Below are 12,484 nucleotides of genomic sequence, written 5' to 3' on the forward strand. Positions count from 1 at the left end.
TTATCCTAAGGCCCTATCGCGCCGCATGCATTCCTGGTGATAGCGTGCGGCGCAATGACATGCCGGAGGATGACATGACGAAGAAGACCGTGGCCGATTGGCAGGCGCTTGCCGCGAAGGAGCTGAAGGCTTCTCCGGATGTGCTTGTCTGGCACACGCCTGAGGGCATCGACGTCAAGCCGCTCTATACGGCCGAGGATATCGCGGGCGCCGGTCATCTGGACAGCATTCCGGGCTTTGCTCCCTTCACCCGCGGACCGCGGGCGACGATGTATGCCGGACGCCCCTGGACCATCCGCCAATATGCCGGCTTCTCGACCGCCGAAGCCTCCAATGCCTTCTACCGCAAGGCGCTTGCCGCCGGTCAGCAGGGCGTCTCGGTTGCCTTCGATCTGGCCACCCATCGCGGCTATGACAGCGATCATCCGCGCGTCGAAGGAGATGTCGGCAAGGCCGGCGTGGCGATCGACAGCGTCGAGGACATGAAGATCCTGTTCGACGGCATCCCGCTGGAGAAGATCTCGGTGTCGATGACGATGAACGGCGCCGTCATCCCGATCCTCGCCTCCTTCATCGTCGCCGGGGAAGAGCAGGGTGTTTCGCGCGCGGCTCTGTCCGGCACCATCCAGAACGACATCCTCAAGGAGTTCATGGTCCGCAACACCTATATCTATCCGCCCGAGCCCTCGATGCGGATCGTTGCCGATATCATCGAGTATACAGCGCGCGAGATGCCGAAGTTCAATTCGATCTCGATCTCCGGCTATCACATGCAGGAGGCCGGTGCGACGCTGGTGCAGGAGCTTGCCTTCACGCTGGCCGATGGCCGCGAATATGTGCGGGCGGCCATCGCCAAGGGTCTCGACGTCGACGAATTCGCCGGACGCCTCTCCTTCTTCTTCGCCATCGGCATGAACTTCTTCATGGAGGCGGCAAAGCTGCGTGCCGCCCGTCTGCTATGGACGAAGATCATGGAGGAGTTCCAGCCGAAGAAGGCCTCGTCGCTGATGCTGCGCACCCATTGCCAGACGTCGGGTGTCTCGCTGCAGGAGCAGGATCCCTATAACAACATCATCAGGACCGCCTTCGAGGCGATGTCGGCCGTGCTCGGCGGCACGCAGTCGCTGCACACCAATTCCTTCGACGAGGCGATCGCCCTGCCGACGGAATTCTCGGCCCGCATCGCCCGCAACACCCAGCTGATCCTGCAGCACGAGACGGGGGTGACCAAGGTCGTCGATCCCCTGGCTGGTTCCTATTATGTCGAGAGCCTCACAAAGGAATTGGCCGACAAGGCCTGGGCGCTGATCGAGGAGGTCGAGGCGCTCGGCGGCATGACCAAGGCCGTCAACGAAGGCCTGCCGAAGCGGCTGATCGAGGAAGCCGCGACGCGCCGTCAGGCCGCTGTCGACAAGGGCGACGAAGTGATCGTCGGCGTCAACAAATACCGGCTCGAGACCGAGGAAGAGCTCGACATCCTGGCGATCGACAATGCGGCTGTGCGGACCGCGCAGGTCAAGCGCATCGAGGACACGCGCCGCCGCCGTGATGGCGTCAAGGTTGCCGAAACCCTGAAAGCCCTTGCAGACATCGCCCGCACCGGAGAGGGAAACCTGCTTGCCGCCGCAGTCGAGGCAGCGCGGGCGCGCGCCACCGTCGGTGAAATCTCCGATGCGATGCGCGCGTCCTTCGGCGATCATGCGGCGGTACCCGAGGTGATCAGGGACGTCTATGGCGAGGCCTATCGCGATCAGCCGGAGCTTGCCGTGCTGAAGGGCCGCATGGCGGATGTGACGGAGAGCCTCGGGCGCAAGCCGAAGATCATGGTCGCCAAGCTCGGCCAGGACGGCCATGACCGCGGTGCGAAAGTCATCTCTTCGGCCTTCGGCGATGTCGGCTTCGACGTGCTGGCCGGGCCGCTGTTCCAGACGCCCGATGAGGCGGCCGGGATGGCGATCGGCGAGAAGGTCAACGTCATCGGCGTCTCGTCGCTGGCGGCTGGTCACAAGACGCTGCTGCCGCAGCTGGTCGAGGCGCTGAAGGCAAAGGGTGGCGGCGATGTCATCGTCGTCTGCGGCGGGGTCATTCCGCGCCAGGACTATCAGTTCCTCACCGACCACGGCGTCGCCGCCGTCTTCGGGCCGGGGACGAATGTGCTCGATGCCGCAAACTCCGTGCTGGATCTGCTGCAGGGCATCAGGCGAAATACCTGATGCTACCGGCCGGGGCCGTTACCGCCCCGGAATCGCCACCCGCATTTCGATGAAGCGGAAGATCCGGCCGAAGACCGCACCCATCAACAGATAGAGCGTACCGGCGATCAGGAAGGTTTCGAAGGGCGCGTAGGTGCGGGCGACGAAGACGCGGGCGGCACCGGTCATTTCCATCACGGTCACGGCGCTGGCGAGCGTCGAGCCCTTCATGACCAGCACCAGTTCGTTGGCGATCGCCGGAAGGATGGCACGGTAGGCCTGCGGCAGGATGATCTTCAGCAATAGCACCACGCGATGCAGCCCGAGCGCCTGTCCTGCCTCCCACTGACCTGCCGGGAGTTGGCGGATCGCACCGGCCAGCAGCTCGGCGGAATAGGCGGCCGAATTCAGGCCGATTGCGAAGATGGCGCAATAGATGGGGCTGCGCAGCACCGGCCACAGGAAGCCGTGGCGGATCAGATCGATCTGGCCGAGGCCGTAATAGACGATGAACAGCTGGACCAGCAGCGGGCTGCCGCGGATCAGGAACGTATAGGTCGAGACCGGCACGCGCAGAGAACGGCGCGAGGAGGTCACCGCCAAAGCCAGCGGCAGGGCCAGAACCTGGCCGAGCGCGAAGCTCGCCACGGTGATCAGGACGGTGAGGATGAAGCCGTCCTTGACGGTCAGAAACGCCGGAAGAAACAGATCGAAGGAGAGCATGGTCACCTCATATGCGGCGTGAGGCGCAGCTCATACGCCTTCAGGAGAAGGGACGAGATGCCGGTGATGGCAACATAGAGGCCGGCAGCGGCCAGATAGAAGGCGAGTGGTTGATGCGTCGCGCCGGCGGCGACCACCGATTTGCGCATCAGCTCCTCAAGGCCGACGACCGAGACGAGGGCACTTTCCTTGAGGATCACCAGCCACTGGTTTCCAAGGCCGGGAAGGGCGCGCACCATCATCTGCGGCAGGATGACGAGAAGGAAGGCGCGGGGCTTGCGCAGCCCGAGCGACAGTGCTGCCTCCCACTGTCCCTGCGAGACGCTGAGCAGAGCGCCGCGCAGGATTTCGGTTAGGTATGCGGCGGCAACGACCGACAGCGACACGACACCCGCGGTCAACGCATCGACTTCGACATAGCGGCCGATCATCTTGGTCAGCAGCACCGTGCCGCCATAGAAGACCAGGAAGATGACCAGCAGTTCGGGTAGGCCGCGGATCAGCCCGACATAGCCCATAATGATCTTGCGCGTCAGCGGACTGCCATAGACGGCGAGCGGCGCAAGGGCTGCGGCGATGACGAAGCCCGCGACGAAGCTGGCGACGCCAACGATCAGGGTGGTCAACAGCCCCTGCAGAAGCTGTCCGTGATATTGGACGAGGGCATCAAGCATCTGCGGCAGCCTCCCGGGTCACTGCGCTCTCGCAAAGGGCCGCGAAAAACTCGGCGGAAAAGCCGATCATGTTCTCGAAATGGGAGACTAGGATATTCTCGTCCGGAGAGTGCAGCATCGCGCCGTGATGCGTCAGGCCGGCGCCGAACAGGGTGGCGCCGAATTTGTGGACGAAAGGATGCGCAAGCCCCGAGGCGGCCGAACTCGGCTGGATCACCGCTGGCCGCCCGAACCATTTTTCCAGCAGTGCCGCCCCCAGATCGACGGCGGGATGCGACGGGTCGCTTCTGACGCCGAGAACCTCGGCATCGAGGATTTTCATCTCGACGTCGTCAAATCCCTTCGCGTCCAGGTGACGGCGCAGCAATGCGGCGATCTCTACCGGGTGCTGGCCCGGTGCCAGCCGGAAATCGAGCTTGGCCATTCCGGTGCAGGGCAGAACGGTCTTTGCCCCTTCGCCGTCATAGCCGCCGTGAAAGCCGTTGACGTTCAGGCAGGGTTCGAAATTCAGGTGCTCGTAGAACGTATCAGCATCGACGCCATCGAGCAGGCGCTGTCCGCCGGTTTCGGCCTGCAGGCTTTCGAGCGGGAAAGGCGGGGTCGCGGCAAGCGCGCGGCTGCGGACATCCGGCGCCATAACGTCGTCATAAAAGCCGTCGATCAGGATGCGGCCGGAAGCGTCTCGCAGCGAGGCAATGGCGGCCGCAAGGCGCCAGAGCGGATTATCGAAGATAGCGCCAAGGCTCGAATGCAGGTCGGCCCGCGCCGTGCGGCATTCGAGCTCGACCGCGAGGATGCCCTTGAAGCCCATAAGAATGATCGGGCGGCCTGACTTGTCGACTTCGCCGAATTCCCACCAGCAGAGGTCGGCCCTGGTGTCCGGGAAGCGGCTGTCGAGGAAGCGGGTCAGCGACGGGCTGCCGATCTCCTCTTCGCCTTCGACGATCCAGATCAGCTTGAACGGCAGGGCGCCGGGATGGGCTTGGCGGAAAAGATTCCAACCGGCTATGCGGCTGATGAACTCGCCCTTGTCGTCGGCCGATCCCCGGCCGTAGAGGCGGCCATCGCGCTCGGTGAGCACGAAGGGCGGATCAGTCCAGAGGGCGACCGGGTCTTCCGGCTGCACGTCGTAGTGATTGTAGATGACAAGCGTGAACGGTCCATCGCCGGTCTCGCCGACGACGAACGGGCCGACATCGCCCTTGTGCTGCCCTGTGCTGAAACCGGCTTCGGCAAGAAGGCGCTCGACCTCGTCCGCGCAGGCCTCCATGCCTTCGCCACGGGCGCTGACGGATGGAATGGCCACCAGGGCGGACAGATCGTTCCTGGCTGCCGCCAGGATGTCGGGTGAAATGCGCATGGTCTCTCCTGGAAGGGGAGGCGGGCATGCCGCCTCCCGCATGCCATTATTTCTTGGAGGCGTCGTAGCCGAACCACTTCTCGGAAATGGTCTTGACCGTACCGTCCTTCAGCATCGCTTCGACGGCGCCGTCGACCTTGGTCTTCAGCTCGGCCTTGCCCTTGCCCATGGCAACGCCCTGGCCCTTGCCGAATTCGGCAAAGTCGGCGCTGGTCAGCAGCGGACCTGCATAGGCGAGCTTGTCGGCGCCGCGATCCTTGATGAGCGGCTCCCAGGCGGAACGCTCCATCAGGCCGGCATCGATGCGGCCAGCGACGAGGTCGTCGGCAACTTGGTCGGGACGGTCGTAGACCCGTACGTCGGCATCCGGGAAATGGGCGCGGATCACCTGCTCGTGGGTCGAGCCGGACTGAACGCCGATCGAAGCCTTGGCGAGGGCCTTGGTGAGATCGGCGGCAGACTTGGCCGAGGCTGCATCGCTGCCTGGCGCGGTGACGATCGCGTTCGGAGCGTCGGCATAGGCGGCCGAGAAATCGACCTTCTGCGAGCGTTCGTCGTTGATCGACACGCCCGAGATGACGAGGTCGAACTTGCCGACCTGAAGACCCGGCAGCAGGCCGTCATAGGCCTGGTTCTGCCAGTTGCAGGTGGCGGCGATGCGCTTGCAGATCTCGTCACCGACATCCTTGTCGAAGCCGATGATGTTGCCGCTGGCATCGACCGATTCCCACGGCGGGTAATCGGCGCTGGTGCCGATGCGAAGCTCGTCGGCAAAGGCGGTGCCCGCGAGAAGCGAAAGCGAGAGCACTGTCAAAAGTCGTTTCATGGAAATTCCCCTTTTGTTTGGAAACGGACTCAATCCGCCGCCCGCAACCGGGCGGCTGGAATTCTTGGGTTTTCGAGGAGATCAGGCGGCCGAAACGGCGGCCTCCTTCAGGAATTGCGAAATGCGCTTCAGGCCCTCGTGGAGTACCGCTTCGCCATTCGTGTAGCCGATGCGCAGGTAGCCCTCCATGTCCATGGCGCTGCCCGGCGTCAGCATGACGCCCTTCTGTTCGAGAAGGCGAAGGCAGAAGTCCTCGGAGGAGATCGGCAGATCGTATTTCAGCAGGGCCGTGGTGCCGGATTTCGGCTTGATCCAAGAAATCAGCGGCTCGGCATCGACCCAGTCCGAGAGGATGGAGAGACCGCTGCGGGTGATATGATGGCTACGCTTCAGGATCTTGTCGCGATTTTCGAGCGCGATCGCCGCAAAGTGGTCGTCGAGGCGGCCGACGCTGATCGTGTTGTAGTCGCGATGAACGGAAACCGCATGTATCAAATCTTCCGGACCGGCAATCCAGCCGAGACGCAATCCGGCCAGCGAATAGGTCTTCGACATGCTGCCGGTGCTGATGCCCTTTTCGTAGAGATCGGCGATCGAGGCGGTCATGCCGTCTGCGCCTTCCTGATCCGTGCCGCGATAGACTTCGTCGCAGAGGATCCAGGCGCCGCAAGCACGGGCAATCTCGACGATCTTTTCGAGATAGGCGCGGTCCATCAGCGAACCGGTCGGGTTGTTCGGGTTGTTGATGGCGATCAGCTTGGTGCCCGGGGTCGCCAGCTTCTTCAGCTCTTCGAGATCGGGCAGGAAGCCGGTCTTTTCGGTGAGCTTTAGGATCTGGATGTCGGCGCCGATGCTCTCGGGGATCGAGTAGTGCTGCTGGTAGGTCGGCAGCACGGAGATGACGCGATCGCCCTTTTCGACGAGGGTCAGGTGAACGAGTGCGTTGGCGCCTATCGCGCCGTGGGTGATTACGGTATTCTCGAGCTTCTGGCGCTCGTAGAGGCCGGCAACCAGGTTGCGCAGCCGCACGCTGCCTTCGATCTCGCCATAGGTGAGCTTCAGCGGCAGCAATTCGGCGGCGATATCCGTCTTGCCTGCCATGTCGAGCAATTCGCCGACGGTCAGCGATTCGACGCAGGTCTCGGCGAGGTTCAGCTCGCAGACGTTCTCGTATTTGTTCATCCAAATCTCGACGCCGAAATTGCGGATCTTCATGTCATTCTCCTGGCTATTGCTTGTGTCTTAGGCGCGGGCGGCGGCGAGCAGGGCGACGGCGGCCGCAACGTCTTCGAGGCCAAGGCCGATCGAGCGGAAGAAGGCCGGGCGTTCGCAGCTCGGAGCCTTGGCTCTGCCAGCCAGCAGTTCGGGCAGGTCGCCGCAAAGCGCGTCAGCACTCCATTGTCCGGCGGCGGCAGCCAGTTTCATTTCGCCTGCTGATGCCGGTGTCGTCGCGCGGTAATCGCAATAGACGTCGAAGCCCTGTAGGGCCGCGGGATCGACCTCGTGGGCATTGGCGGCATTGGTGCTGATCGAGGTCACGACGGCCGATTTCGACAGCGACTTAACGTCTATGACGGGCTTGCCCGAGGAAGTGCAAAGCAGCACCACGTCGGCGCCCGCTACGGCGGCATTGGCATCGGCGTATTGGCTGACCGCAACGCCACTGGCGATCGTCGCAGGAATGTCCTTGCGGCTGGCGACGTTCGGTGATGCGATGCGCACCTCTTTCCAGGCGCGGATCGTTTCCGCATAGCGTAGATGGGCAAGCGCCACCGGGCCGGAGCCGACGATGGTGAGCACCGACGCATCTGAAGGCGCCAGGACATCGGCGGCGATGACCGATGTCGCCGCGGTGCGCTCGGTGGTCAGCTTCTTGGAATCGCAGAGCAGTACCGGCGTGCCCGTTTCCATCGACATCAGCAGCGTCCAGGCCGTGACCAGCGCCTTGCCGTCGCCGGGGATGTAGGGGGAAAGCTTGGCGCCGAAGACCTTCTCGCCCGAGAGCACGCCGAGATAGGTGATGAAGTCGCCGGCATCGCGCGGGAAAAGGCTGAGCGTCTGCGGCGGCTGAACGGCATCGCCATCTGCCAGCGAGCGGAACATGCGCTCCAGCACCGAGCGGACGTCCACTTTCGGAAGAAGAGCGGTGATATCGGCTTCGTGGAGAACGATTGGCTGTTGCGACATGAATGACCTCGCCTTTAAATGCGGGGCAGACGGCCGCGCGCAAACATCCGTTCCCGCGTAGGTGCCCCACGCACGGCTGAAATCGCTGTTGAATAGTCTGCCCATCAAGAGTAAAAGGAGCCTATGAGCAATATATTGCACAGTCAAGTGCGTCGCGATGTCCTAGCGCATGTTTCCGGCAATCTTCGCAGGCATCGTCAGGCCTCCGGCATGAGCCAGGTGGCGCTGGCTGAAGCATCGGGGATCAGCAGGCGGATGATCGTCGCCGTCGAAGCCGGTGATGCGAATATCAGTCTCTCCAGCCTCGACAAGCTGGCGGCGGCAATGGGCGTCGGGTTCGTCGATCTGGTGCGTGATCCCGACCGCAGCTCCTCTGCCGATATCAACGAGGTGACCTGGCGCGGAAACGGCCCGGCAAGCGCCGGCGTTCTGCTCGGCACTGCGCCTGCGGCCCACGAGACACAGATGTGGCTCTGGTCGCTCGAAGGCGGCGAGCGCTATGACGCGGAACCGGACCCGCAGGGCTGGCACGAAATGATCTTCGTCACGGAAGGCGTGCTGACTCTTACCGTCGGCGGCGCCGAGAAGGACTACCCGGCAGGGACTTTTGCGATTTACAGCTCGGCCCAGGACTATTCCTACGCGAACCGGCAGACCGGGATCGTGAAGTTCATCCGCAACGTGGTGTCATAGACCCTCACCGGCTAGAATTCTTCGACGATGACGCCATCGCGAACGCCCAAGCATCTGCATTTTTGGTGTTGCGGCGAACGGTCGATGATGCCCCAAGCAGGTTGCCCCTCGGCGGTCATAAAGGAAGCAACGTAAAGTCCATTGGCGAAAGAAATCGATAGTTCTGGAAGCCGTCCGTAGATCGAGATGTCTTGAACCGTCTGTCCGATCAGCGTCTGAAATATCTCCTTCCAATTATCTTCATCGCTCCAGCTTCCGCACAGGATGGACTCCTCGTTCTCAATTCGCCAACTCCACTCGATTATGACCGTATAGTCGCCCTGTGGATTGGCAGCAGACCCATCTCGTTTCACCTTTGGCGATAAGCGGCCAAACTCCAAAAAATAGCAGAGCCATGCCCCCGCCAAAGCGCAGACAAGGGCTGTGAGACAAGCGTGGAGCGATACGTCTCAAAAATTGCTGACGGCAGCGTCAAAGTATCCTCCAGCCTTATGGAGCGTGAAAGCTTCCCGGCGAAAATGAACTTTGTCAACAAGACTAGGCGGCGGCAATCAGAAGCTCTCGTCGGCAACGTCATCGCGAAGACCGTCCTGATCGCGTACCAGGTTTTTCTTGAAATGGGCGATGAAGCCCTTGATGACCGGCGATGGCTCGACCTTGCGGTAGGCGATCGCCAGATCCGATGTCACCGAGCATCCTTTCAGCCTGGTGTAGGTAATGCCCGGAAGCTGGACGCATTGGAACGAGCGCGGCACCAGCGCAACGCCGACGCCGAGCACGACCATGCTGGCGATCGTTATGAAATCCCGGCCGGAACTGTTGATGTGAGGCTCGAAACCGGCTTCGCGGCAGGCGGCGATCGTGTTGCGGTGAAAGCCGGTATCGGCAGGTTGGCGCGGCGTGATGAACACTTCCGGGGAGAGTGATTTCAGGGAAACGGATGCGGCACTCGCGTGTCGATGGCCGGCAGGCAGGGCCACGACGAAATCTTCGCGCACCGCGACTTCGGCTGCCAAACCCGGCGGAAGCGAGATCGGTGGCCGGATGAAGCCGAGATCGAGCGTCTTGTCGGCGATCTTTTCGAGTTGCTGGCGCATCTCGATCTCGATCAGCTGGAATTCGACACCGGGGCTCGCGGCCTTGAACTTCGAAAGCGCATCGCCGAGCACGCCGGAATAGGCAGCCGAGGCGACATAGCCGACCGAGACCCGCTCCAGATCGCCGCGCGCGGCGCGGTGAACGGCGTCAATCGCGTTCTCCGCCTGACCGAGAACGCGGCGGCCCTGTTCGGCGAGCTCAAGTCCCGGCCGCGTCAGCCGCACCGCGCGGCGGCTGCGATCGAGCAGGGCTACGCCGAGCAGGGCTTCGAGCTTGATGATCTGCTGGCTGAGGCCGGGCTGGGCAATACCCAGCCGGGCCGCCGCACGCTCGAAATTCTGCTCTTCGGCAAGCGCAACGAAATATCGGAGATGCCTGAGCTCGAGCGCGGAGCTATTCGCCAATTGCCACCTGTTTTCAGAACCAGCGCTTATGAAAAACGCTCATTGCCTTATTGGATCAAAAAAACGAAAGCGTCTAGTAACGTGACTGAAATTGTCAAGTTTTAGGCGGGTCGTCCCGTCCTCGTCTCCATGAGGTTGCCGTGCGCGTGAAGAATCTATCGCTTGTCCTGCTGTCCACCGTTTGCGGGGCAGCGCTCCTTCCGGCAGCCGCGGTCGCGCAGGATGCGCAGACCGTGACCGAGCTCGCGCCGATCACCGTCCAGGGCCGGGCGAAGCAGGACCCGAATGCGCCGGTGAAGGGTTTCGTTGCAAGGACGAGTTCGACGGCGACCAAGACCGGAACGCCGATTCTCGAAACCCAGCAGTCGATCTCCGTCATCACCGCGGACCAGCTGAAGGCGCAGGATGCCGAAACCGTAAGCCAGGCTCTCGACTACATGCCCGGTGTCGTCAGCCAGCCGGGCGGGTCCGATCCGCGTTTCGATGCGCCGCGCATCCGTGGGTTCGATGGCCGTCAGTCGCAATATCTGAACGGCCTGAGACTGATGCGGACGGCAGGCGCGCCGGCGATCGATCCCTATCAGCTCGAGCGTATCGAAGTGCTGCGCGGCCCGGCCTCCGTGATGTTCGGCCAGGGCAATCCGGGCGGCATCATCAACCTGATCAGCAAGCGGCCGACCTTCGACCGCTTTGGCGAGGTGGGCCTGCAGATCGGCAGCTACGATACCTATGGCACCTATTTCGATGCCGGCGGCCCGGTCAGCGACGCGTCGGATTTCGCCTACCGTGTAACTGGCCTGGCAAGAACCGCGAGCGCCCAGGTCGATCAGCTCGACAACGACCGTTATTTCATCGCCCCTGCCGTCACCTGGCAGCCCGATGAAGACACCAAGCTGACGATCCTGACCAGCGTGCAGCACGACAATCCGAGCACGCCGTCGGGCGTGCCTGCGCTGTTTGCCAACACGCTCAGCCCGGACTTCTATGTCGGCGACAAGAGCTTCGACCATTCCAACCGGACGCTGACCAATCTCGGCTATGAGTTCGAGCACAAGCTGAACGACACCTGGACCTTCCGCCAGAATGTCCGCTACTCGAATTTCGATTGGGATTATCAGGCGCTGGGGATGTCAACGACCGTCGCGAACGTAGCCTATGGTCCGGGTGTGGGCGCCGATGGTCACTCAATCCTGCGCAATGCGACTTTCCAGGACGAACTGCTTAACACTTTCAATGTGGACAATAGTCTGCTGGGAGAGTTCGAGACCGGTGATCTGGAGCACAAGCTTCTGATCGGCTTGGACTATCGCTATTTCAGCAACAATGCGCGCACCCGGTTCTTCCGGGCAACGCCGCTCGATATCCTGAATCCCACTTATGGTGGACCGATCAGCCTGCTGTCCCGTACGACGGACACGCTGGTGGACACGGACCTCAGTCAAGTCGGTATCTATGTTCAGGACGAGATGGCCTACAACAATTGGCGGGCGACATTTGGCCTGAGACAGGATTGGGCAAGTACGGATGGCACCACGACGAATTTCCTGCCTGCAACGCGGGCGGTCAGATCTCTCGATCGCGATGACCAAAAGCTGACGGGACGCGTCGGGCTGGGCTATGTCTTCGACAATGGTATCGCACCATATGTCAGCTACAGCACTTCGTTTGAGCCGGTTGCGCCCACGTCAACCTTTTCCGATGTCCGTCCCACGGAAGGCAAGCAGGTCGAAATCGGCGTGAAGTATCAGCCCGAAGGCTGGGACGGATTTTTCTCTGCGGCGGTCTACGATCTGCGTCAGCAAAATGTCCTGCAGACGGTTGGCGGCGTCACCAGTCAGATCGGTGAAGTTCATGCCAAAGGCGTCGAGCTCGAAGGAGTGACGAGCTTGGCGGATGGCCTCAATCTCCGAGCGGCCTACACCTATACGGATACAGACACGATCGCCCCCGGAATGCTGACGAACCGCCTCCCACTGGACGGTGTTCCGGAGCATGCCGCCAGCATCTGGATGGATTACAGCTTTGCAGAAGGCTCCCCGCTTGAAGGCGTCGGCATCGGCGCGGGTGTTCGCTATGTAGGCCAGCGCTATGGATATGCAAGCTACGGTACCCCCGCAGTCCTGCACACCTACGACCTCGACGGAGTCACCCTCTTCGATGCGGCACTCACCTACAAGAAAGAAGGCGTCACCGCCTCGCTTAACCTTCGAAATCTGGCTGACAAGGAATATATCGCCAGCTGCAGCTCGTTTGGCTGCACCTATGGCGATGGCCGGACGGTGATGGGCAAGCTGACCTTCAACTGGTGAGGAAACGGCGAAGCCGCG

At 62.1% G+C, this 12,484-nt stretch carries 11 protein-coding genes; 3 read left to right on the top strand and 8 right to left on the bottom strand.

Features of this window, described 5'->3' with window-relative positions:
- The first annotated feature begins 74 nt into the window (after positions 1-74).
- Positions 75-2,213: a methylmalonyl-CoA mutase gene (scpA, locus tag J2X43_RS02725; protein WP_112388722.1), complete on the top strand. Its 2,139-nt coding sequence runs from the start codon at positions 75-77 to the stop codon at positions 2,211-2,213.
- An 18-nt stretch (positions 2,214-2,231) separates the two neighbouring features.
- On the opposite strand, the gene J2X43_RS02730 is transcribed toward scpA, so the two are convergent.
- The 6 genes from J2X43_RS02730 to J2X43_RS02755 all read right to left on the bottom strand — a co-directional run bounded on the left by J2X43_RS02730 (position 2,232) and on the right by J2X43_RS02755 (position 7,962).
- The gene (locus J2X43_RS02730) at positions 2,232-2,915 is read right to left on the bottom strand and encodes an ABC transporter permease (protein WP_112388721.1); all 684 of its coding nucleotides are present in this window, start codon (positions 2,913-2,915) and stop codon (positions 2,232-2,234) included.
- Positions 2,916-2,917: 2 nt separating this feature from the next.
- On the bottom strand, positions 2,918-3,589 hold the full coding sequence (locus J2X43_RS02735; protein WP_112388720.1) for an ABC transporter permease subunit: 672 nt from the start codon (positions 3,587-3,589) through the stop codon (positions 2,918-2,920).
- The gene (locus tag J2X43_RS02740) at positions 3,582-4,949 is read right to left on the bottom strand and encodes a M20/M25/M40 family metallo-hydrolase (protein WP_112388719.1); all 1,368 of its coding nucleotides are present in this window, start codon (positions 4,947-4,949) and stop codon (positions 3,582-3,584) included. Before J2X43_RS02740 ends, J2X43_RS02735 begins: the two co-directional genes overlap by 8 nt.
- A 46-nt stretch (positions 4,950-4,995) precedes the next feature.
- Positions 4,996-5,775 carry a transporter substrate-binding domain-containing protein gene (locus tag J2X43_RS02745; RefSeq protein ID WP_112388718.1) on the bottom strand — a complete coding sequence of 260 codons (780 nt, stop codon included), beginning with the start codon at positions 5,773-5,775 and terminating at the stop codon, positions 4,996-4,998.
- Between the two features lie 81 nt (positions 5,776-5,856).
- A complete protein-coding gene (locus tag J2X43_RS02750) occupies positions 5,857-6,990 on the bottom strand; it encodes an aminotransferase (protein WP_112388717.1) in 1,134 nt (377 codons plus the stop codon).
- 27 nt (positions 6,991-7,017) lie between these two features.
- Positions 7,018-7,962, bottom strand: a complete 945-nt coding sequence (locus tag J2X43_RS02755) for an ornithine cyclodeaminase family protein (RefSeq protein ID WP_112388716.1) — start codon at positions 7,960-7,962, stop codon at positions 7,018-7,020.
- Between the two features lie 123 nt (positions 7,963-8,085).
- Between J2X43_RS02755 and J2X43_RS02760 the strand changes: the two genes are divergently transcribed.
- Positions 8,086-8,655, top strand: coding sequence for a helix-turn-helix domain-containing protein (locus J2X43_RS02760; protein ID WP_112444400.1), 570 nt, complete (start codon positions 8,086-8,088; stop codon positions 8,653-8,655).
- Between the two features lie 11 nt (positions 8,656-8,666).
- On the opposite strand, the gene J2X43_RS02765 is transcribed toward J2X43_RS02760, so the two are convergent.
- Together J2X43_RS02765 and J2X43_RS02770 are read right to left on the bottom strand one after the other, a co-directional pair.
- Positions 8,667-9,035 (bottom strand): hypothetical protein, encoded by a 369-nt coding sequence (locus J2X43_RS02765; protein WP_310290747.1) that lies wholly within the window; start codon positions 9,033-9,035, stop codon positions 8,667-8,669.
- Positions 9,036-9,206: 171 nt separating this feature from the next.
- Complete coding sequence (locus J2X43_RS02770; protein ID WP_112388714.1) at positions 9,207-10,157, bottom strand: LysR substrate-binding domain-containing protein; 951 nt, start codon at positions 10,155-10,157, stop codon at positions 9,207-9,209.
- A gap of 140 nt (positions 10,158-10,297) precedes the next feature.
- Here J2X43_RS02770 and J2X43_RS02775 point away from each other — a divergent pair, with 140 nt between their 5' ends.
- Complete coding sequence (locus J2X43_RS02775) at positions 10,298-12,466, top strand: TonB-dependent siderophore receptor (protein WP_112388713.1); 2,169 nt, start codon at positions 10,298-10,300, stop codon at positions 12,464-12,466.
- The last annotated feature ends 18 nt before the right edge of the window (positions 12,467-12,484 follow it).

It is taken from the genome of Rhizobium sp. BE258 (genome assembly GCF_031457345.1).
Taxonomy (GTDB): Bacteria; Pseudomonadota; Alphaproteobacteria; order Rhizobiales; family Rhizobiaceae; genus Rhizobium.